This is a genomic window from Nocardioides sp. ChNu-99, assembly GCF_029493445.1.
Taxonomy (GTDB): domain Bacteria; phylum Actinomycetota; class Actinomycetes; order Propionibacteriales; family Nocardioidaceae; genus Nocardioides.
In genome coordinates, this window is the sequence record NZ_JAHWBL010000020.1 from 1 (window position 1) to 20605 (window position 20605).

A 20605-nucleotide genomic window follows, 5' to 3' on the forward strand; every position below is an offset into this window, starting at 1 on the left:
CGGTGGTCGACGTGTATGGCGTTAGGGCGGGCGTGCGGGCGGCCGCTGCCTCCCGCGCCTGCTGCTCCTCGAGCCGCCGGGCGGCGGCGAGCAGGGGCGACGCCGCGGCCGTCGGGCTGGCCGGCTCCCCGGGGAGGGGCTCGGGCTCGGCGTGCGGCTCGCGGTCCGCCTCGGCGTCGGGCGTGGGCTCGGCGCGGGGCTCGGGCGGGGCCCGGAACGCGGCGAGGACCGAGTGGGCGATGGCGTGCCGGGGGTCCACGGGCTCGGGCTCGGGTGCCGGCGTACCGACCCCGGTCGGCTCGGCGTGGGGCTCGGCGTGGGGCTCGGCGGGCCCCTCGGCGGCCGGGGCGGCGAGGTCGCGGTCGACGGCGGAGGGGGCGGGGTCGTCCGCGGCGGTGCGGGGCGGGCGCTCGGCCCGGTGGGCGGGCGCGCTCGTCCCGTCGTCGTCGGGGTTGCGGCTCTCGAGCCAGCGGCTCAGCAGGTCGACGGGCGCGTGGCCGCCGTCCCGGGGAGTGCTCATGCCCCACAAACTACGCCGGAGGGGCCGCGTTACGGGGCCGTTCCGCCCCGCCCACCCGTCCCGCCCGGCACGCCGGCAGGCCCTGGCCACTGGCAGACTGGGGCGGCGGGCCACTAGCTCAATGGGCAGAGCATCGGACTTTTAATCCGCTGGTTCAGGGTTCGAGTCCCTGGTGGCCTACCGCTCCCGCCCCACGGAGCGCCACGTCCGGCCCCCCGCCGGGGCGTCGGCCCGCCCGGGCGTAGCGTGCGCGGGTGAGCACGGGACCCGACGGCCGACCGGTCCGCGCGACGTTCCCCTGGGTGCCCGTGCTGGCGCTCCTGCTGGTGGCGCTCAACCTCCGTGCCCCGTTCGTCGGGGTCTCGGTCGTCACCGACGAGCTGCGCTCCGCGCTCGACGCAAGCAGCGGCGAGATCGGGCTCCTGACCAGCCTCCCGGTGCTCTGCTTCGGCCTCGCCGCCCCGCTCGCGCTGGCCGTCGTGCGTCGCCTCGGCGCCGAGGTCGCCGTGGTCGTGTGCCTCGCCGGGGTCGTCCTCGGCAGCCTCGTGCGCTCGACCGGCTCCCTGGCCGGTGCCGCGGTCGGCACCGTCGTGGTCGGTCTCGGCATCACCATCGGCAACATCGTGGTGCCCGTCCTCATCCGCCGCTCCACGCCGCCGGCGTACGTCGGCGCCGTCACCGGCGCCTACACCGCGACCCTCAACATCGGCTCGATGTGCGTCCTCGTGGGTACGGCGCCGCTCGCCGACGCCGCCGGCTGGCAGGTCGCCCTCGTCGCCCCCGCCGTGGTCGCGAGCCTCGCCATCGCGGTGTGGTGGCGCGTGGCGCTCCCGCGCCGGATCCCGGTCGCCCGCGGCGTCGCGGAGGAGCCCGGGGCGGGGGAGTCCGCCGTACCGGCCGACGGAGGCACCCGCGCCCGCCCGCTGTGGCGCGAGCCGGTCGTCCTGCTGCTCGCGCTGGCGTTCGCCGGGCAGGCGACGTCCTACTACTCCCTCACCGCCTGGCTGCCGTCGGTGCTGAGCGACGAGGCGGGTGCCGGCGATGCGGCCGGCGGCCTGGCCGCGGTGTTCCAGGTCGCGGCGATCATCGGCGCGGTGGGGGTGCCGCTGCTGGCGCTGCGCGTGCCGGAGTGGTGCACGGTCGCGCTCGTCGGGGTGCTGTGGACGAGCTTCCCGGTGCAGCTGCTCGCGGCCCCCGACGCCTACCTGCTCGGCAGCCTGCTCGGCGGCGCCGCCCAGGGCGGCGGCTTCTCGGCCATCTTCACCATCATCGCCCGGGTCGCCCGCTCCGACCGGGAGAGCGCGGGCATGTCGACCTTCGTGCAGACGGTCGGGTACGCCGTCGCCGCCGTCGGCCCCACGCTGCTCGGCGCGGTCCACGACGCGACCGGGTCGTGGACGGTGCCGTTGGCCCTCGTCGTCGGGACGACCGCGACGTTCACGGTGGCGGGCTCGGCCGCCGCCCTCAGTGCGCGACGTCGCTGAGGACGGTGTCCCGGCGCCCGGTGGGGAGAGCCGCGGAGCGGTCGTCACGGGCCGCGTAGCCCCCGCGTCACCGGCTCGTAGCGCAGTCTTCACCGCCGTCCGAAAAAAATCGGCCGCCGAGAATGTCGTGCTGGGGGTAGGGGTTGGTACTGTCGGAGACGCAACAGGTGCAAGTTCCAGCAGGTATCGCCCGCGGAGTTTGTGATCCAACGGCGCTTTTCTTCGTGGGCCTACCACTCACGACAGTCGGAGCGACGTATCACCGCATCTGGTGTGGGTCGTCGAAGTGACGGCTCTCGCCCCGACAAGAGGAGAATGAGTCACATGACTCTGGGCACCGTTAAGTGGTTCAACGCTGAGAAGGGCTTCGGCTTCATCGCGCAGGAGGACGGCGGCGACGACGTCTTCGTGCACTACTCGGCGATCCAGTCGCAGGGCTACAAGTCCCTCGACGAGAACCAGAAGGTCGAGTTCGACGTCACGCAGGGCCCCAAGGGCCCGCAGGCGGAGAACGTTCGCGCCGTCTGATCGAGCCTCTCGGACGCACCTGTCCGTAGCTCACGAGGCCCCTCCCGCTCCGGCGGGAGGGGCCTCGTCCCTTTCCCGGCGCCGCCCCTGCGGGCGCGCACTAGGCTCGGGCCCCGTGAGTGCCTCCGCCGAGCTCCCCCACCGACTGCGCGACGCCCTCGTGGCGGCCGACTTCACCGTCGACGCCGTCGCCGAGCTGCTGGGGACGACGGCCCACGCCGCCCTGGCCCGCAACCAGACCGCGCCCGGGCTCGCCCGCACGGGGGACGGATCGCCGCTGGCGACGCTCACCCGGCTGTTCCTGCTGCAGACCGCGGTGCCGGCCTCGGCCGCGGAACAGGCCCTGCCCGGCCTCGTCGACCGGCTCGCCGTCGAGGGGATCCTGGAGGCCGGGGTGGGCGAGGTGCGCGCGCGGCTCGACTGCCGCCCGTACGCCGCCCCCGACGCCGCGGGCGACCACGACTTCTGGGTCGTCAGCGACCTGACGCCGGGCCTCGACGGTGCCCCCAACGTGGTCAGCACCGACCACGTGCTGGGCATCAGCTCCGCCTCGACCTCGTTGGCGCAGCTCACCATCCGCGACGACGTGGCCACCGCGCTCGACCTCGGCACCGGGTGCGGCGTCCAGGCGCTGCACTTGGCCACGCACGCCGGCCGCGTGGTCGCCACCGACGTGAACCCCCGGGCGCTGCGGATCGCCCGGCTCAACGCCGCGCTCAACGACCTCGGCACGGTCGAGGTGCGCGACGGCTCCTACTTCGAGCCCGTCCGCGACGAGCAGTTCGACCTCATCGCCACCAACCCGCCGTTCGTCATCTCGCCGGGCACCCGCGAGCGCCTCGTGTACCGCGACTCCGGGCTGCCGGGCGACCGGGTCGTCGAGGACATCGTGCGCACCGCGCCCCGCCACCTCGTGCCCGGCGGCTGGTGCCAGGTGCTGGCCAACTGGGTCATCGCCCGCGGCACGCCGTGGGACGAGCGGCTCGGGTCGTGGCTCGAGCCGGGCGCCGACGGCGTCGCGTGCGACGCGTTCGTGGTGCAGCGCGAGGTGCTCGACCCCGCGGCGTACGTCGAGCTGTGGCTCGCCGACGAGGGCGCCACGGGGACGCCGGACTACCTGCGCCGCTACGACACCTGGCTCTCGTGGTTCGCCGAGCAGGGCATCGAGGGCGTCGGGTTCGGCTGGATCAACCTGCGGCGCCGTCCGGACGGCGCGCCCGGCAGCCCGGTCACGCGGCTGGAGGAGTGGCCGTACGACGTGGAGCAGCCGATCGCCCCCGCCATCGCCGCGTGGGGTCACGCCATCGACGACCTGGCGGCACTCGACGACGCCGCGCTGCTGGGTGCCCGGCTGCGGGTGCGGGCCGACGTGCGGCAGGAGAACGTCGGGGCTCCGGGCGCCGCCGACCCCGAGGCCATCGTGCTGCGCCAGCAGCGCGGCTTCCGCCGCGGGCACGCCGCCGACACGGTCACGGCGGGCCTCGTCGGGGCCTGCGACGGCGACCTCGCCGTCGGCCAGCTGCTCGACGCCCTCGCCCAGCTGCTCGACGAGGACGCCGCAGGGCTGCGCACGACGTACCTCCCCGTGGTGCGGGGCCTCGTGGCCGACGGCTTCCTCGAGGTCTGAGCCCGGCGGGCCTCAGGCGGCGTCCCCGGCCGCCTCGGCCAGTGCGCGGTCGCGGGCCCGCACGAGCTGGCGCCGGGTGCTCGTGGTGAGCACCCCCGCCCACCCGGTGGCCAGGAGGTCCGACCCGACCCCGACGTGGTGGTGTCTCCACGGCCAGCGCGGCCCCAGGGAACGCTGCACGACCTGACCCGTCGAGCTCAGCTGGCCGCGGAGCCCGAGCAGCTCCCGCACGACCGCCTGGGTGGCGCCCGGCACGAACAGCCCGTTGGCCCGGCCGACGACCCAGCACACGCCGCCGGCGACCTGCGCCGCGGTGCGCGACCCCGTCAGCAGCAGCGGGTCGTCGGTGCAGAGGTGGTCGACGACGCGGTGCAGCGCCGCCTCGACGTCGGCGTCGAAGCAGCGCTCGGCGACCGCGGAGACGAGGTCGCGAACGACGGCCCGGCGCTCGAGCACCCCGCTGGGCACCCCGAGCGGGGCCTCGCCGGGGGCCGGTGCCTCCGGGGTCAGGGCCAGCAGCGCCTCCCGGCCGCCGACCAGGTCGTCCAGCCAGGCGAGCACCTGCGCGTGACGGGGCGGCGGGGGCGGGGCCGGGTCGGGGGCCGGACGACGGGGGCGGTCCAGGGCCTCGGCGACCCCCGCCCACGGCGTCAGCTCGACGGGCTCCGTCCACGCGTCGACGAGGCGGCCGTCGACGAGCACGAGGTGGGTCAGGCGGTCGCCGCGCTCGAACGCCGGGCGGGGCGGGGCGAGGCCGCCGACCTCCGCGCGGCGCGTGGGTTCCGTCTCGTCGTCGCGCCACCGCTCGGGCGGCGGGTCGGGCCAGTCGTCGTACATCTCGTGCTCCCCCTCGGTCGTGTGGTGGCAGCCACCCTGGCACCGCGCGCCGACCTCCCGGCCCGCTCCTCCACAGGTCCGGCGCGGGCCCGCGGGCCTGGGGACGACGCCGCCTCGACTCGCGTCCCCGTCGGGGTTCCGCGCTACTGTGACCCGCCGTGGGGGCCCGGAGATGGGTCGCGGTCCTCGCGTGACGCAGTGGGAGAGGGAGTCGTGGCACACAAGCTGGTGATCGTCGAGTCGCCTGCGAAGGCCCGGACGATCGCGGGTTACCTGGGCGAGGGGTACGTCGTGGAGTCCTCGATCGGGCACATCCGCGACCTGCCCAACAACGCCGCGGACACCCCCGCCAAGATCAAGGACAAGCCGTGGGGCCGCCTCGCGGTCGACGTCGACAACGGCTTCGAGCCCTACTACGTGGTGCCCCGCGACAAGAAGTCCCACATCAGCAAGCTCAAGGGCCTGCTGAAGGGCGCCGACGAGCTCTTCCTCGCCACCGACGGCGACCGCGAGGGCGAGGCCATCGCGTGGCACCTGCTCGACGAGCTGAAGCCGAAGAACATCCCCGTCAAGCGGATGGTCTTCCACGAGATCACCAAGCAGGCCATCCTCGAGGCGGCCGAGCACCCGCGCGAGCTGGCGATGGACCTGGTGGAGGCGCAGGAGACCCGTCGCATCCTCGACCGCCTCTACGGCTACGAGGTCTCGCCGGTGCTGTGGCGCAAGGTGATGAGCGGCCTGTCCGCGGGCCGCGTGCAGTCGGTCGCGACCCGCCTCGTCGTGGACCGCGAGGCCGAGCGCCTGCGGTTCCGCCCGGCGTCGTACTGGGACCTCGAGGGCACCTTCGACGCCGGCAGCGACCACGACCAGCGGATGTTCCCGGCGAAGGTCCACTCCGTCGACGGCGCCCGCGTCGCCCGGGGCTCGGACTTCGGCCCCGACGGCCTGCTGAAGACCGCCTCCGAGGGCAAGGTCGTCCACCTCGACCGCGCCCGCGCCGAGGGCCTCGTCGGCGCGCTCGCCGAGTCGACGTACGACGTGCGCTCGGTCGAGTCGAAGCCCTACAAGCGCTCGCCGTACGCGCCGTTCCGCACCACGACGCTGCAGCAGGAGGCGAGCCGCAAGCTCGGGATGAGCGCGAGCGTGACCATGTCGGTCGCGCAGCGGCTCTACGAGAACGGCTTCATCACCTACATGCGCACCGACTCGACCACCCTCTCGGAGGGCGCGGTCGCCGCGGCCCGCGACCAGGTCCGCGAGCTGTACGGCGCGGAGTACGTGCCGGACCGGCCCCGGGTCTACGCGAGCAAGGTCAAGAACGCGCAGGAGGCGCACGAGGCCATCCGCCCCGCGGGCGAGTCGTTCCGCACGCCGGCGCAGACCGGGCTGACGGGGGAGCAGTTCCGCCTCTACGAGCTCATCTGGATGCGCACGGTCGCCTCGCAGATGCGCGACGCCGTCGGCCAGTCGGTCTCGATCCGCATCGGTGGCACCGCGGCGACCGGCGAGGACGTCGTCTTCTCCGCGTCGGGTCGCGTCATCACGTTCCACGGGTTCCTCAAGGCGTACGTCGAGGGCACCGACCACGGCGCCGCCAGCGACGACCAGGAGACACGCCTGCCGGCGCTCGCCGAGGGCGACGCCGTCTCGGCCGCGTCGCTCACCGCGAACGGCCACGAGACCAAGCCCCCGTCGCGCTACACCGAGGCGACGCTGATCAAGGAGCTCGAGGACCGGGAGATCGGCCGCCCGTCGACGTACGCCTCGATCATCGGCACGATCCTCAACCGCGGCTACGTCTACAAGAAGGGCACCGCGCTGGTGCCCGCGTGGCTCGCCTTCTCCGTGGTGCGGCTGCTCACCGAGCACTTCCCCCGCCAGATCGACTACGAGTTCACCGCCCAGATGGAGGACGTGCTCGACGAGATCGCCGCGGGCCGCTCGGACCGCAACACCGAGCTCGCGGAGTTCTACTTCGGCAGCGGCGACGTGGACGGGCTGAAGAAGCTCGTCAACGAGCTGGGCGACATCGACGCGAAGGGGCTCGCGACCATCCCGCTGCCGTTCGGCGCCTCCGCGGAGGAGTCGGACATCCACCTGCGGGTCGGCAAGTACGGCCCCTACCTGGAGGGCCCCGGCGACGACGGCACGGCCTTCGCGAAGCGGGCGAACGTGCCCGACGACCTGCCCCCCGACGAGCTGACGCTGGAGAAGGCCGAGGAGCTGCTGGCCAACCCGGCCGGTGAGGAGCGCGAGCTCGGCCGCCACCCGGAGACGGGCCTCGTCGTCGTGGCCAAGAACGGTCGGTTCGGTCCCTACGTCACCGAGCTGCTGCCCGAGGACGCGCCGAAGTCGGCGAAGCCGCGCACCGGCTCGCTGTTCTCCTCGATGACGCTCGACACGGTGACCATCGACCAGGCCGTCAAGCTGCTGAGCCTGCCGCGCGTCGTGGGCACCGACGCCCAGGGCGTGGAGATCACGGCGCAGAACGGCCGCTACGGCCCGTACCTGAAGAAGGGCACGGACTCGCGCTCGCTCACGAGCGAGGACCAGATCTTCGACATCACCCTCGACGAGGCGCTCGCGATCTACGCGCAGCCGAAGCAGCGGGGTCGCGCCGCGGCCGCGCCGCCGCTCAAGGAGCTCGGCAACGACCCGGTCTCCGGCCAGCCGATCGTGGTGAAGGCCGGTCGCTTCGGCGAGTACGTGACCGACGGCGAGTTCAACGCGACGCTGCGCAAGGACGACTCGGTCGAGGCCGTGACGCTCGAGCGGGCGGCGGAGCTGCTGGCCGAGCGCCGCGCGAAGGGCCCCGCCACGAAGAAGGGCGCCAAGAAGGCGCCGGCCAAGAAGGCCCCCGCGAAGAAGACGGCGGCGAAGAAGACCGCCGCCAAGAAGACCACCGCCAAGAAGACGACCGCGGGGAAGACCACGAAGGCCACGGCCAAGAAGGCCTGACCGCGGGCCGCGCTCAGCCGAGCGCGGCCCGCAGGTTCTCCGGCGTGAGCCGGCGGGGCCCGACGTAGTAGAGCGTCGCCCCCGCCGGCACCCGCGTCGCCCAGTCGGGGCTGACGTGCACGTCGCCGTCGACGCCGAGGGCCAGCACCGTGGTGGCGCTGGTCTCGCCGAGCGTGCGCTGCCACTCGCCGTACGTCGCGTCGGCGCCGTCGGGCACGACCGTCGACCAGGTGCTCGGCCCGCCGGGGGTCATCAGCTCGTCGTACACGGTCGCGATGCCGGGGTCGGCCAGCTCGTCGAGGACGAGCCCCAGCGCGTGCCACTGCACGCAGTGCACCGTGGGGTCGATGCGGCGCACGGTACGACGTCGCGCGACGTCGCGCAGGGTGACGACCGTGTGGACTCCCGGCGCGGCCTCCTCGGCCGCCACGGTGAGCGTGATGGCCTCGTTGTCGTCGCGGGCGTCGACGAGCACGGCGGAGGCCCGGTCGATCGCGGCCCGCCGCAGCACGGCCAGGTCGGTCAGGTCGCCGCGCACGAACTCGACCCCCGCGACGTCGACCAGGGGGTGCTGGGGCACCTGGTCCTCCCAGGCGCACACGACGATCGTGGTGTCGTCCTCCGCGCGCAGGTCGGCGACGAGCCGGTCGGTGCGCCCGGCGGTGTAGCCGACCAGCACGAGGTGGCCGGAGAGGTCGAGGCTGAGGAGGCCGTTCATGCGTCGTCCCTTCGCGTTCGCCAGCGTGGCGGCGAGGTGGGTGAAGAAGGTGGTGAGGGTGGCCACGCCTCCGGCGACGACGTAGGCGCCCACGAGCCGGCCGCCCGTCGTGACCGGGAAGTAGTCGCCGTACCCCACCGTGGAGGCCGTGACGAGGAACCACCACCAGTAGTTGGCGGGGTCGGCGATGTCTCCGTCGGGCTCGAGCAGGGCCATCGCGGCCCAGCTGGTGCTGAACACGACGAGCAGCACGATCAGGGGCGTGCGCCACGTGACGCGCGAGGTGAACCGGGCCCAGAGCCGGGCGAGGACGAAGACCATCAGTAACCCACCCAGGCGTGCTCGGAGTAGCGCAGGATCGCGGGGTCCAGGAGCGTCGACACGTCACCGGGGCGATCGGCCATGTCGGGCGGGAAGACCGCCGCCGCGTCGAGCACGCCCGGGGAGGCGAAGCGCGTCGCCGGGGCCCCGGCCGCGATGTCGAGGGGCGGCGCGACCGTCGCGCCCGTGCCGTCCGTGCCGCCGGGGCCGTCGGCGGTCGCCAGCACCCAGCCCCAGTCGCCGAAGGACGGCACGTCCGCGTGGTACGGCGTCGTGGCGAAGCCGGCGTCGGCGAGCGTGCGTCGCACGCACCAGAACGCGTCGGGGGCGAAGAAGGGTGAGCCCGACTGCACGACCAGCCGCGCGTCGGGGGCGAGGAGCGAGCGCAGCGTCGCGTAGTGCTCCCGCGAGTAGAGCTTGGCCAGCGCGGGCGAGTCCGGGTCCGGGTAGTCCACGACCACCACGTCGTAGCTCTCCCCGGCGTCGGCGGCGCCGCGGGCCCACGAGAACGCGTCGGCGGCCTCGTAGGTCACCCGGGGGTCGGCCCACGCGTCCTCGTTGAGGTCGCGGATCGGCTCGTAGCGGCGGGCCAGGTCGACGACCGCCGGGTCGAGGTCGACGAGCGTGACCTCCTCGACGTCGTCGTACCCCAGCACCTCGCGCAGCGCCAGGCCGTCCCCGCCGCCGAGCACGAGCACCCGGGCGTGCGGGCCCGCCATGGCCGGGTGCACGAGCATCTCGTGGTAGCGGTACTCGTCCACGGACGAGAACTGCAGGTCGCCGTCGAGGTAGAGCCGCACGTCGTCGAACTCCGCACCCTGGAACCACCCGCGGGTCACGACGATCGACTGGTACGCCGACCGCTCGCTGTGGACGATCGGGTCGCGGTAGAGCGCCTGCTGGGCCGTCGCCTCGAAGGCGCTCGCCCGCCACGCCATGAGCCCCAGGGCCAGCGCGGTGACGACGCACGCGGAGACCGCGACGAGCAGCGGCGTACGGGTGCGGGCCCGGCGGCCCAGGGCGAGCGCCACGACGGCGGCGGCGGCCACGTTGAGCGCGGCCGTGGCCAGCGCGCCGTCGAGCAGGCCGAGCAGGGGGAGCAGCAGGAAGGGGAACGCGAGGCCGCCGACGAGCGCTCCGACGTAGTCGACGGCGTTGATGTCGGCGACGGCGTGGGCCGCGTCCTGGCGGCGCAGCTGCTGCAGCAGCGCCATGAGCAGCGGGATCTCGGCCCCGACCAGCAGGCCGATGGCGAAGGACGCGACGACCATCGCCGGGGTGTAGAGCGAGAGCCAGGCGAAGGCGGCGTACAAGGCGGGCACGGAGAAGCCGCCGACGACCGCGAGCGCGAGCTCGACGCCGACGAAGGCGCGCAAGGGGTGGCCGAGCAGCGGCTTGGCCGCGACGGCGCCCACACCCATCGCGAACATGGTCACCGCGAGCACGAGGGAGGTCTGGGTGACGGTGTTGCCGAGCAGGTAGCTGCCGAGGGTGACGAGGGAGAGCTCGTAGACGAGGCCGCACGCGGCGCACACGAAGACCGCGGCGAGCACGACCACGCGCAGCGCGCGCGCCGAGACCCCCCGGGGCGCGGCGCCGGCCCCGGGGGCGGGAGCGGTGGTGGCGCTCAGCTGATCGACGCGGCGACGACCAGGCCGACCGCGAGCTGGACCGCGACCGCGACGTACGCCGCCGGGTCGTCGGAGTCGTCGACCACCAGCTCGGCGAGGCTGCCCGGGGTCACCAGGTCGAGGAGCCAGAACGAGAGGCCGAGCAGGGCGACGCCGATGAGGCCGAAGACCGAGGCCTCCAGCAGCGTGTCCCACGTGTCGCCCTGGGCCGTCCAGAACGCCGTGGCGATGATGAACCCGAGTGAGACCTGGGTCGAGGCCAGCACCAGGGCGGCGTCGCGGCGGTGCTCGACGAAGACCTGCCGGCCGAGGTGGCCCGGGGTCAGCAGGTCGACCATGAAGTAGCCGATGACGAGCAGGAGGAGGCCGACCCCGGCGAAGGCCAGGGTCGCGAGGGACTCGTCGAGGAGCTCGGGCATGTCGTGCCTTTCGGTGCGGGTCGGTGCTCGTGGGGTGCGCGTGCTGTGCCGGGGTGGAGCAGGTGGTGCGGGTGGTGCGGGCGGTCGGCCGGGTCACTTCCCGGAGCCGGAACCGCCCCCGCGGTAGCTGCTGCCGCCGCCCCCGCCGCCGTAGTAGCCGCCCCAGAAGCCCACGAAGGTGCTGTTGTTGGAGTAGCCGCGGTCGAACTCGTCGAGGGTGATGCGCGAGCCGTCGCCGTCGTCCGAGACCGTCACCATCCAGTCGTTGCTGTAGCGCAGGAAGGCCCGGCCGTCGGCCTCGCGACGGTCCGACGGGTTCGTGCCGGCGGCGATGGCGGCGGCGGTGGTCGTGACGTCGTCGTCCGAGCGCCACGTGACCGTCTCGTCGTCGGGGTCGGAGCCCGAGACGTGCTCGTAGTGGTCGTCGATCCAGTCCTTCGGGCCGTTGCCGAAGCCGCCGAAGAGGATCGGGACGAGCACGATGCCGACGAGGAGGAGGGCCCCGACGATCAGCAGGCCCTTGGCGCGTGAGCTCACGGGCGACCCTCTCAGCGGGCGCCGGGCTCGTCGGAGCCCGGGTAGACGGTGAGCTCCCACGGCTGGAGGGGCTCGCCGAGCGAGGCCTCCCAGCTGCCGCCGAAGTTCTCGAAGCCGAGCAGGTGCTTGCCGTCGGCGCTGGCGTAGTCGACGTACTCCGCGGTGCCCTGCGGGGCGGTACCCGTCGAGCCCTGGGAGCGGAAGGCCGCGGAGCCCCGCTCCTGCAGCCGGTAGGCCACGCCGCCGACGATGACGTCGCGGTCGCCGGGAGCGCCCTGCTCGACGTCGCCCGCGGGGATGCCGCGCCACAGCGCGACCTCGAAGCCCTCGTCGTCCTCCACCGAGAGCCAGCGGCGGGCCTCGGCGTCGTCGAGGAAGTGCTCGGTCCACGTGTAGCCGGACTCGTCGAAGTCGAGGCGGCCGCGGACGAAGAGCATCGCGCCCTGGTACTCCACGATGTCGCCCACCCGCAGGCGTCGCAGCGGCTCGACGGAGGCCAGGTCGTTCTCGGCGATCACGTCACCGGGCGGTCGGGAGCCGCTGGTCGCGGGCTTGCGCGTGCGCGCCACGACGACGGCGGCCGCGACGGCAGCGGCCAGCACCAGCAGCAGGATGAGCCACCACACGGACGATCACTCCTCAGGGGGTCGGACGGGATCCGGAGCCTCGTTACCCCGCGCCCGGACGCCCAAACCCCACCACGCCGCGCCGGGGACCGCCAGCCCCGTCCACAGGTCGGCGGCCGCCACCACCCCGCGGGTGGCCGGGTGTCGGTGCGACCTCGTAGGTTCGTCGCCGTGAGCGTCCCCCCCGTGCCCCCGCCGCCGACGGACGGGACCCCCGCCCCCGTCCGCACGAGCACCGGGGTCTTCGTCTGCCTCGAGGGCGGCGACGGTGGCGGCAAGTCGACGCAGTCGGCCCTGCTCGTCGAGCGGCTGCGGGCGGGGGGCTACGAGGTGGTGCCGACGTTCGAGCCCGGCGACACCGCGGTGGGCCGCGAGCTGCGCCGCATCGTGCTCGACCCGGCCACCGGCGACCTCGCGGCCCGCACCGAGGCGCTGCTCTACGCCGCCGACAAGGCGGAGCACGTCGAGCGCGTCGTGCTGCCCGCGCTGGAGCGCGGCGCGGTGGTGGTGACGGACCGGTACGTCGACTCCACCCTCGCCTACCAGGGGGCCGGCCGGGCGCTCGGCGACGCGCTGGCCGGGCTCGAGCAGGTCGCCCGCTGGGCCACCCGGGGGCTGCGTCCCCACCTGACCGTCGTGCTCGACGTGCCGCCGGCGGCCGGGCTGGGCCGTCTCGAGGGCCGCGACCGCATCGAGGCCGAGTCCGCCGAGTTCCACGAGCGCGCCCGCCAGGCGTTCCTGGCCCTCGCGGCCCAGGACCCGGCCCACTACCTCGTCGTCGACGCGCGGGGCACCCGCGCGGAGATCGCGTCGGCGGTGTGGGAGCGCGTCGCCCCGCTGCTGGGCCAGGCAGTCCGCGGCGACGGGGCCGACCAGACCGGCGGGGAGGGCGCGTGAGCGTCTGGGACGGCCTCGTGGGCCAGCGCCCGGCCATCGCCGCGCTGGCCCCGGCCGCGCGGGAGGGCCGGGGCATGACGCACGCCTGGCTCTTCACGGGCCCGCCCGGCTCGGGTCGCTCCAACGCGGCGATCGCGTTCGCCGCCGCGCTGCAGTGCGAGCGGGGCGGCTGCGGCGAGTGCCACGACTGCCGCACCGTGCTGGCCGGCTCGCACGCCGACGTCGGCGTCATCCGCACCCAGCGCCTGTCCATCGGCGTCGACCAGGTGCGGGACCTGGTGCGCCGCTCCGCCCTCGCCCCGGTCGGGCGGCGCTGGCAGGTGCTGGTCGTGGAGGACGCCGACCGGCTCACCGACCAGGCGTTCAACGCGTTGCTCAAGGCGATCGAGGAGCCGACGGAGCGCACGGTGTGGATGCTGTGCGCCCCCACGGTCGAGGACGTGCTGCCGACCATCCGCTCGCGCTGCCGGCTCGTCACGCTGACGACCCCGGCGGCGGCCGACGTGGCCGCGTTCCTCGAGCGCACCTGCGACGTGCCGCCCGACCTCGCGGCGTACGCGGCCCGCGCCAGCCAGGGCCACATCGGCCGGGCGCGGGCGCTCGCCACGGACGAGGCGACCCGGCAGCGGCGGGCGGCGGTGGTCGCTCTCCCGGGGCGGCTGCGGTCGCTCGGCGCGGCGATGACGGCGGCCGCGACCCTCAACGAGACGACGAGGCAGGAGGCCGAGGCCATCACGGTCGAGCTCGACGCGGCCGAGCGCGCCGACCTCGACGCGGCGTACGGCGTGGTCGAGCGGGGCCGCCGGCCGCGGGAGTACGCGCCCGCCCGCGCCGCGCTCGAGCGCGAGCAGAAGTCGCGGGCCAAGCGTCGCCACCTCGACGTGGTCGACCGGGCGCTGACGGACCTGGTGTCGGTCTACCGCGACGCCGTCGCGCTGGCCGTCGGCGCGGGCGGCGAGCTGGTCAACGAGGAGCTGCGCGACGACGTGCAGGTGCTCGCCGACCAGCGCGGCGCCGAGGGCTGCCTGCGGTGCATCGACGCGATCTTCGCGGCCCGCGAGCAGATGCTGGAGTTCAACGTCCCTGTCATGCTGGCGCTCGAGTCGATGGCGGCGGGTCTCCTGCCGACGACCGGTGGTGTCGGCGCGGGGACCTCGACGAGGGTGGGGGACGCGTGAGGCGAGGAGCAGTCCTGGCGTTGGTGCTGGCACTGGTGGTGGTCGTGGCGGGAGCCGTGACCGCGGTGGTGCTGGTGAGGGGTGGCGGTGATGACGTCCGCGAGACCGGCGGGCGTCAGGAGGCCGCCGGCGACGGCGCCTCGACGGAGGACGACGACGCCCGCACCCCGCCGAGCCCGGAGCTCGAGCCGTTCTACTCCCAGGAGATCGACTGGGAGGAGTGCGACGACGAGGGCGACGAGTTCGACTGCGCCCAGCTCGAGGTGCCGCTCGACTACGCCGAGCCCGACGGCGAGACCATCGAGCTCAAGCTCGTGCGGGACCCCGCCGACGAGCCCGACGACCGGATCGGCTCGCTCGTGGTGAACCCCGGCGGCCCCGGGGCGCCGGGCTCCGAGATGGCGACGCGGGGCAGCGCGGCGTACGGGCAGGTGCTGCTCGACCGCTTCGACGTCGTGGGCTTCGACCCGCGCGGCACCGGCGCCAGCCGCCCGATCGACTGCCTCTCCGACGCCGAGCTCGACGCCTACCTGGCCGACTCCGTCGACCCGACGACGCCGGAGGGCGTGGCCGAGGTCGAGGGCTGGCAGCAGCGGATGGGCGAGGGCTGCGCCGTGCTGTCGGGCGACCTCGTCGACCACGTCTCCACCGTCGAGAGCGCCCGCGACATGGACGTGCTGCGCGCCGCGGTGGGGGACTCCTCGCTGCACTACCTGGGCTTCTCCTACGGCACCACGCTGGGCGCGACATACGCCGAGTACTTCCCCGAGCGCGCCGGCTCGCTGGTGCTCGACGGCGCGACCGACCCGTCGCTCTCGCGCATCGACGGGTCGCTGAGCCAGGTCGCCGGCTTCGAGCTGGCGTGGGACAACTACCTGGCCGACTGCGTCGAGACCGCGTGCTCGCTGGGCGCGACGGTGGAGGAGGCCGACGCGGCGGTGAACGGCTTCCTCGACGGCCTGCTCGCGCAGCCGCTGGCCGTCGGTGACCGCGAGCTGACGCAGGCGCTGGCCACGACCGGCATCCAGGCCGCGCTCTACAGCGAGGACAGCTGGACCTACCTGACCCAGGGCCTCGAGACCGCGTTCGCCGGCGACGGCACGCTGCTGCTCCTGCTGGCCGACCTGTACGCCGACCGCAACGAGGACGGCAGCTACAACTCCAACCTCATGGAGGCGTTCTACGCCATCTCGTGCCTCGACGACCCGACCAGCCTGACGCCGCAGGAGGCCGCGCCGTACGCGGACGACTTCGCCGCCGCCTCGCCCACCTTCGGCGAGGGCGGCCAGCTCGGTCTCGGCTGGTGCAGCGGGTACCCGGGGCGCACGAGCGAGGAGCGCCGCGAGATCCGCGGCGCCGGCGCGGAGCCCATCCTCGTCGTCGGTACGACGGGCGACCCGGCCACGCCGTACGAGGAGGCCGTCGCGATGGCCGAGCAGCTCGAGTCGGGCGTCCTGCTGACCCGGGAGGGCGAGGGTCACACCGCCTACGGCTCGGGCAACGACTGCATCGACGAGACCGTGGAGGCGTTCCTCGTCGACGGCGAGGTGCCGGACGACGGCACGACCTGCGCAGCCTGAACCACCCGTCCCCCGGTCACCGCGGGTCGTAGGGCTCGGCGATCTGTCGGATGCGGGCCGTGGCCAGCTCGATCATGAGGCGCGCGGCCGGTGAGAGGGTCGCCCCGGCCCGGTGCACGACGGCGAGGCTGTCGTACTGCCGCGGGCGCAGCGACACGTAGCCGGCGCCCGGCGCCAGGCGGGGGAGCAGCTGCACGGCCGCGCCCTTGGGGATGACGGAGTCGGCCAGGCCCATGCCGACGAGCTCGACGGCCGTCTCGACGTCCTCCACCTCGATGCGCGTCATCGGGTTGCGCCCCGTCTCGTGGAGCATCTGGCGCAGCACCATCCGGGTGGAGTCGACGGCCCGCCACGTGGTCTCGGGCATGACGAGCTTGGCCAGCGACAGCCGGTGCGCCGTGACGGGCGTGGCGAGGTGGGCGGGATCGGCGCTGATGTAGACCAGCTCGTCCTTGGCCACCGGGGTGACGCTCATGCCCTCGCTGCTCGCGGCCGGCACCGCGATCATCGCCGCCTCGAGCCGACCGCGGCGCAGGTCCTCCTGCACGTCGGTGGAGTTCTGGCCGATGAGCTCCACCCGCACGCCGGGGTAGCGCTCCAGCACGTCGGCGACGAGCCCGGCCCCGGCGTACAGCCGCGCGGTGCCGAACATCCCGAAGCGGATGGTGCCGGTCTCGAAGTTGCGCGCGCTGGCGACCGCGCGGCGCGCCTCGTCGGCGGCGGCCAGCGTGCGCTCGGCGTGCGGGCGCAGCTCGTCGGCCATCGTGGTCGGCACCACGCCGCGGCCGACGCGACGGAAGAGGGGCACGTCGAGGGTCTTCTCCAGCGCCCGGATCTGCTCCGAGACGCTCGGCTGGGCGTACCCCAGCTCGGCCGCGGCCGCCGTCAGCGAGCCGTGCTCGTAGGTGGCGAGGAAGCAGCGGAGCTGGTGGAGCGAGAGCACGGTCACAACCATAGGTCAGACCTAGGGTTCCTGCTGGGAAGTGAGGCTACCCCTTGAATCTCGATGACGAGAGACTCGTGGTGTCACCGATCTGACCCCGAGGAGGTCCCCGTGTTCGTCCACCACTGCACCGCGTGCCGGAAGCAGCAGCTCACCTTCGACTCGCAGTTCACCGCGGTCCGCGCCGTCGAGGGCGGCTACGAGGCCACCTTCACCTGCTGGTGCGGCGCCGAGCAGACGCACCTGAGCGACGGCGCCCGCGCCGCCCGCCTGGCCCTCGCGGCCTGACCGACCCGACCCGCGGCCCCCGCGGACCCGATTTCGCCTCCGCGACGGACGTCCCTATACTTCTGCGGGTCGTCCGTCATGGCGGACGGCGCGCCGCCTTAGCTCAGTCGGTAGAGCGAATCACTCGTAATGATTAGGTCGTCAGTTCGATTCTGACAGGCGGCTCCGGCACGTGGCCCCCTGACCTGCAGCGATGCAGGGCGGGGGGCTTCGTCGTACCCGGGGTGGTAGGAGAGAGGCCATGACCCCCGCGACCCCCGCGACCCCCGTGACCCCCGCGATCACCGCCGTCCGGATGACCGGCGCCGCCCACCGCGAGGAGCTGCCGCTCCTCGTCCTCGGGCCGTCGCTCGGCACGTCCGCCGCCACGCTGTGGACCACCTGCGCGGCCGGGCTGACCGACGCCTTCGACGTCCTCGCCTGGGACCTGCCCGGCCACGGGCACAACAGCTCGGTGCCCGACGAGCCGTGGACCGTCGCGGACCTGGCCCGCGGGGTGCTGACCGTGATCGACGACGTGCTCGCGCAGCGCGGGGAGGTCGGCGGCACGTTCGCGTACGCCGGTGACTCGGTCGGCGGAGCGGTCGGCCTGCAGCTGCTCCTCGACGTCCCGGCCCGGGTCGAGGGCGCCGTGCTGCTGAGCACCGGCGCCCGGATGGGCACCCCCGAGCTGTGGGCCGACCGGGTGGAGCGCGTGCGCGCCGGAGGTACGGCGGCCGTGGTCGCCACCGCGGCCGAGCGCTGGTTCGCCCCCGACTTCCTCGACCGGCGACCGTCGGTCGGCTCGGCCCTCCTGGTCGCGCTGCAGGAGACGGCGGACGAGGGCTACGTCCAGGTGTGCCGAGCGATCGCGGCGTTCGACGTGCGCGAGCGGCTCGCGGAGGTCACGGCCCCCGTGCTCGCCGTGGCCGGCGCCGTCGACGCGGCCACCCCGACCGCCGCCCTCGAGGAGATCGCCGCCGGCGTGCGGGACGGCCGGCTCGTCGTGCTCCCCGACGTCGCGCACCTGCCGCCGGCGGAGGCGCCCGAGACCGTCGCCGCGCTGGTGCGCGAGCACCTGCTCGGCGAGACCGCGCCGTCGACACCCGTCACCTCGGCGGCACGCGACGACCGCTCGGCGCGGCACGAGACCGGCGACCTGGTGCGCCGCGAGGTGCTGGGAGACGCCCACGTCGACCGGGTGGTCGGGGAGACCACCGACTTCACCGACGACTTCCAGGAGCTGGTCACCGACCACCTCTGGGGCGGCGTCTGGGCCCGCCCCGGCCTCGACCGGCGGAGCCGGTCCCTCGTCGCGCTCACCGCCCTGGTGGCGCAGGGCCACCACGAGGAGCTCGCCGTGCACGTGCGGGCCGCGCTGCGCAACGGGCTGCGCGCCGACGAGATCAAGGAGGTGCTGCTGCAGACGGCGGTCTACTGCGGCGTCCCCGCGGCCGGCGCGGCCTTCCGCATCGCCCAGGAGGTGCTGGCGGAGGAGGGGCTGGCCTGACCCGGCGTCGTGGCGCGGCCGGGCCGTTCCCGCCCGCGGGGCGTCCGTCGTCGGTAGGTTCCGGTGCCGTGGGGGACGCGGGGCAGAGCGACGAGCGGGACGCGCGCGGAGAGCGTGCGCATCGGGGCGTTGACGACGCAGGAAAAGTGGGCGGTGCTGTCGTGCGCGCTCGTGGCGGTCTCTGCCGTCTTGGGTTCGGATGACGATCCTTCAGTGCTGGACCACGTGCTCGACGCCTTCGTCCTCGCCTCGTTCGCCGGCCTCCTCTGCTGGACCGTCTGGGCCTGGTGGCACCGCCGCCGCACGGGCCAGGACGTGGCACGCTGCGTCGGCGTGGTCGCCACGTGGCGGACCGCCAGCACCTGCCCGACCTGCGGGGCGCCCGTGGTGGGCGAGCGCCGCGGCTACGACAGCCGGCTCGGGCCGCTGCACCGCGAGCGCTACACGTGCGCGGCCGCAGGCCCGGCGCACCTCGACGACACGTGGCCCGTGCGGGACCGCGGTGGGAAGGACGTGGCGCGATGAACCCCGACGACCTCGGCGACGACCTCGTGCTCGACTTCGTCCCCGCGCTGGTGGCGGTGCTGCTCGCGACCGAGCGCGCCAAGGGCGAGCCGCTCGCCGAGGCGGAGGTGCTGGCGGTGCGCGACGGCGCGACCTGCGTGCGGGTGCCGCGCTCGGTCGCCGCGGCGCTGGCCGAGCAGCGCGGCTACGACGACCTCGACCCCGAGCGGGTCTGGGAGGAGTGGCAGGCGGTCCGCCGCTCCTGGGAGTGACGCGAGCCGGACGTCAGGCGCCCTGCTCCTCCTCGCGCAGCCGCGGCGGCGTGAAGGTCTCCGGGTGGAAGCCGGTCTTGTCGGCGTAGAACTCCCGCACCCGGTCCATGTCCGCGCGCACGTCGCCGGACGGGTGGAACGTCGGGCCCCAGCCCACGGTGCGGCTCGGCACGTCGAGGTAGGCGAGCGTGATGGGCAGGCCCGTCTGCTGGGCGATGCGGTAGAAGCCGGACTTCCAGTACTCGCCCTTGCTCCGGGTGCCCTCGGCGGCCAGGCCGAGCAGGAAGGGGTGGTCGCCCTCGGCCTGCGCGAGGAGGGCGCGGACCGTCGTACCGGGGTTCTTCCGGTCGAGCTCGACGGCGCCCGTCGCGCGCAGCAGGGGGCCGAGCGGGCCGCGGAACATCTCCTTCTTGACCAGCAGGCCGATGCGGATCCCGTAGGACCAGCCGAGCAGGAGGGTGAGCACCCAGTCCCAGTTCGAGGTGTGGGGGGCGCCGACGAGGACGCCCCGCTCGGGCACCTCGCCGACGGCGCGCCACCGCGCGGCCTTGAGGACGAGACGGGCCACCGTGCGGCGGATCAGGAAGTGACGCTTCACCTCCTGACCGTACCCGGCGCGGGCCCCGCTCAGCCGTCCCGGTCCGGCGCCGAGCCCCCCGCGCCGTCGACCTCGCCGGTGCGCGCGAGCGTGTCGGCCAGCATCGTGCGCAACGTCCAGGCGAGGTCGGCCGGGTCGCTGGCGGGGCCGCTCTCGAAGCCGACGAGCACGTACATCCCGGCGACCGCGGTACGGCGGGCCAGCTCGCCGTCGCCGAGCACGGCCTCCATCGACTCCGCGAGGTGGCGCAGCCGCTCGGCGTCCACCTCCTGCTGCACGGCCCGCACCTCGGGGTCGTGGGCCGCCCAGACGCGGATCGCGGCCTCCGAGGCGTGCGGCAGCCCCAGGGCGACCTCGACCAGTGCCTCGAGCCGGTCGACGTCGCCCACGACGGAGCGCGTGCGGGTGATCAGCTCGTCGCTGCGGCTCGCCCGCCAGTGCCGGATGAGTGCGGACGTGTAGGCCGGCCAGCCGTCGAAGAAGTGGTAGAAGGGCCCGGTCGAGGTGCCGGCCTCCGCGCACACCGCGGCCAGCTTGAGCCCGGCGTGCCCGTGCTCGGCGAGGATCGCGAGGCCGGCCTCGAGGTAGCGCTCCTGCCCGCGGGTCCGCCGTACCGCCGCTGCGCCCTCCCCGTCCACCTCCACGGCCGC

The 20605-nt window shown here is 74.5% G+C and carries 20 protein-coding genes, 2 tRNA genes and 1 pseudogene; 13 read left to right on the plus strand and 10 right to left on the minus strand.

Annotation, left to right across the window (positions count from 1 at the left end):
- Window positions 1-520, minus strand: a pseudogene (locus tag KK617_RS08670) (hypothetical protein); the annotation flags it as partial.
- 107 nt (window positions 521-627) lie between these two features.
- Between KK617_RS08670 and KK617_RS08675 the strand changes: the two are divergent.
- The 4 genes from KK617_RS08675 (at window position 628) to KK617_RS08690 (ending at window position 4159) form a co-directional block, all read left to right on the plus strand.
- Window positions 628-700 (plus strand) — tRNA-Lys (locus tag KK617_RS08675).
- A gap of 74 nt (window positions 701-774) precedes the next feature.
- Entirely contained in the window at window positions 775-2004 is a 1230-nt protein-coding gene (locus KK617_RS08680; RefSeq protein ID WP_277499505.1) for an MFS transporter, read from the plus strand.
- Window positions 2005-2328: 324 nt separating this feature from the next.
- Window positions 2329-2532, plus strand: coding sequence for a cold-shock protein (locus KK617_RS08685; protein ID WP_277499506.1), 204 nt, complete (start codon window positions 2329-2331; stop codon window positions 2530-2532).
- A 115-nt stretch (window positions 2533-2647) separates the two neighbouring features.
- Window positions 2648-4159 carry a class I SAM-dependent methyltransferase gene (locus KK617_RS08690; protein WP_277499507.1) on the plus strand — a complete coding sequence of 504 codons (1512 nt, stop codon included), beginning with the start codon at window positions 2648-2650 and terminating at the stop codon, window positions 4157-4159.
- Between the two features lie 12 nt (window positions 4160-4171).
- On the opposite strand, the gene KK617_RS08695 is transcribed toward KK617_RS08690, so the two are convergent.
- Window positions 4172-4996, minus strand: coding sequence for a hypothetical protein (locus KK617_RS08695; RefSeq protein WP_277499508.1), 825 nt, complete (start codon window positions 4994-4996; stop codon window positions 4172-4174).
- 213 nt (window positions 4997-5209) lie between these two features.
- On the opposite strand from KK617_RS08695, the gene topA reads away from it, so the two are divergent.
- The gene (gene topA, locus KK617_RS08700; protein WP_277499509.1) at window positions 5210-7954 is read left to right on the plus strand and encodes a type I DNA topoisomerase; all 2745 of its coding nucleotides are present in this window, start codon (window positions 5210-5212) and stop codon (window positions 7952-7954) included.
- Between the two features lie 13 nt (window positions 7955-7967).
- Here topA and KK617_RS08705 read toward each other — a convergent pair whose 3' ends face one another.
- The 5 genes from KK617_RS08705 to KK617_RS08725 all read right to left on the minus strand — a co-directional run bounded on the left by KK617_RS08705 (window position 7968) and on the right by KK617_RS08725 (window position 12206).
- A complete protein-coding gene (locus tag KK617_RS08705; protein WP_277499510.1) occupies window positions 7968-8993 on the minus strand; it encodes an ion channel in 1026 nt (341 codons plus the stop codon).
- Entirely contained in the window at window positions 8993-10624 is a 1632-nt protein-coding gene (locus KK617_RS08710; protein WP_277499572.1) for a polyamine aminopropyltransferase, read from the minus strand. Before KK617_RS08710 ends, KK617_RS08705 begins: the two co-directional genes overlap by 1 nt.
- On the minus strand, window positions 10621-11043 hold the full coding sequence (locus tag KK617_RS08715; RefSeq protein WP_277499511.1) for a DUF350 domain-containing protein: 423 nt from the start codon (window positions 11041-11043) through the stop codon (window positions 10621-10623). Before KK617_RS08715 ends, KK617_RS08710 begins: the two co-directional genes overlap by 4 nt.
- A gap of 93 nt (window positions 11044-11136) precedes the next feature.
- Window positions 11137-11580, minus strand: a complete 444-nt coding sequence (locus KK617_RS08720; RefSeq protein WP_277499512.1) for a DUF4247 domain-containing protein — start codon at window positions 11578-11580, stop codon at window positions 11137-11139.
- A gap of 11 nt (window positions 11581-11591) precedes the next feature.
- Window positions 11592-12206, minus strand: a complete 615-nt coding sequence (locus tag KK617_RS08725; RefSeq protein ID WP_277499513.1) for a DUF4178 domain-containing protein — start codon at window positions 12204-12206, stop codon at window positions 11592-11594.
- 171 nt (window positions 12207-12377) lie between these two features.
- On the opposite strand from KK617_RS08725, the gene tmk reads away from it, so the two are divergent.
- From tmk to KK617_RS08740, 3 genes are read left to right on the plus strand one after another with little or no spacing between them, the layout of a single operon-like run.
- Window positions 12378-13103, plus strand: a complete 726-nt coding sequence (gene tmk / locus KK617_RS08730) for a dTMP kinase (protein WP_277499514.1) — start codon at window positions 12378-12380, stop codon at window positions 13101-13103.
- A complete protein-coding gene (locus KK617_RS08735) occupies window positions 13100-14281 on the plus strand; it encodes a DNA polymerase III subunit delta' (RefSeq protein ID WP_277499515.1) in 1182 nt (393 codons plus the stop codon). The genes tmk and KK617_RS08735 overlap by 4 nt, the downstream gene beginning before the upstream one ends.
- The gene (locus KK617_RS08740; RefSeq protein WP_277499516.1) at window positions 14278-15861 is read left to right on the plus strand and encodes an alpha/beta hydrolase; all 1584 of its coding nucleotides are present in this window, start codon (window positions 14278-14280) and stop codon (window positions 15859-15861) included. The genes KK617_RS08735 and KK617_RS08740 overlap by 4 nt, the downstream gene beginning before the upstream one ends.
- Before the next feature lie 16 nt (window positions 15862-15877).
- Here the strand turns inward: KK617_RS08740 and KK617_RS08745 are convergent, their stop codons facing one another.
- A complete protein-coding gene (locus KK617_RS08745) occupies window positions 15878-16804 on the minus strand; it encodes a LysR family transcriptional regulator (protein WP_277499517.1) in 927 nt (308 codons plus the stop codon).
- A 111-nt stretch (window positions 16805-16915) separates the two neighbouring features.
- Here KK617_RS08745 and KK617_RS08750 point away from each other — a divergent pair, with 111 nt between their 5' ends.
- From KK617_RS08750 to KK617_RS08770, 5 genes are all read left to right on the plus strand, one after another.
- Window positions 16916-17092 (plus strand): hypothetical protein, encoded by a 177-nt coding sequence (locus KK617_RS08750; RefSeq protein ID WP_277499518.1) that lies wholly within the window; start codon window positions 16916-16918, stop codon window positions 17090-17092.
- Window positions 17093-17184: 92 nt separating this feature from the next.
- Window positions 17185-17257 (plus strand) — tRNA-Thr (locus tag KK617_RS08755).
- 76 nt (window positions 17258-17333) lie between these two features.
- Entirely contained in the window at window positions 17334-18581 is a 1248-nt protein-coding gene (gene pcaC / locus KK617_RS08760) for a 4-carboxymuconolactone decarboxylase (protein WP_277499519.1), read from the plus strand.
- A gap of 213 nt (window positions 18582-18794) precedes the next feature.
- A complete protein-coding gene (locus KK617_RS08765) occupies window positions 18795-19106 on the plus strand; it encodes a hypothetical protein (protein WP_277499520.1) in 312 nt (103 codons plus the stop codon).
- Window positions 19103-19357, plus strand: coding sequence for a hypothetical protein (locus KK617_RS08770; RefSeq protein ID WP_277499521.1), 255 nt, complete (start codon window positions 19103-19105; stop codon window positions 19355-19357). The genes KK617_RS08765 and KK617_RS08770 overlap by 4 nt, the downstream gene beginning before the upstream one ends.
- Before the next feature lie 13 nt (window positions 19358-19370).
- Here KK617_RS08770 and KK617_RS08775 read toward each other — a convergent pair whose 3' ends face one another.
- Together KK617_RS08775 and KK617_RS08780 are read right to left on the minus strand one after the other, a co-directional pair.
- A complete protein-coding gene (locus KK617_RS08775) occupies window positions 19371-19955 on the minus strand; it encodes a 1-acyl-sn-glycerol-3-phosphate acyltransferase (protein ID WP_277499522.1) in 585 nt (194 codons plus the stop codon).
- Between the two features lie 29 nt (window positions 19956-19984).
- Entirely contained in the window at window positions 19985-20599 is a 615-nt protein-coding gene (locus KK617_RS08780; RefSeq protein WP_277499523.1) for a TetR/AcrR family transcriptional regulator, read from the minus strand.
- Window positions 20600-20605: the final 6 nt, after the last annotated feature.

Coding starts and splice junctions, on each gene's coding strand:
- KK617_RS08685 (WP_277499506.1), top strand. CDS start 2,329: ATGACTCTGGGCACCGTTAAGTGGTTCAACGCTGAGAAGGGCTTCGGC.
- KK617_RS08695 (WP_277499508.1), bottom strand. CDS start 4,996: ATGTACGACGACTGGCCCGACCCGCCGCCCGAGCGGTGGCGCGACGAC.
- KK617_RS08705 (WP_277499510.1), bottom strand. CDS start 8,993: ATGGTCTTCGTCCTCGCCCGGCTCTGGGCCCGGTTCACCTCGCGCGTC.
- KK617_RS08715 (WP_277499511.1), bottom strand. CDS start 11,043: ATGCCCGAGCTCCTCGACGAGTCCCTCGCGACCCTGGCCTTCGCCGGG.
- pcaC (WP_277499519.1), top strand. CDS start 17,334: ATGACCCCCGCGACCCCCGCGACCCCCGTGACCCCCGCGATCACCGCC.
- KK617_RS08770 (WP_277499521.1), top strand. CDS start 19,103: ATGAACCCCGACGACCTCGGCGACGACCTCGTGCTCGACTTCGTCCCC.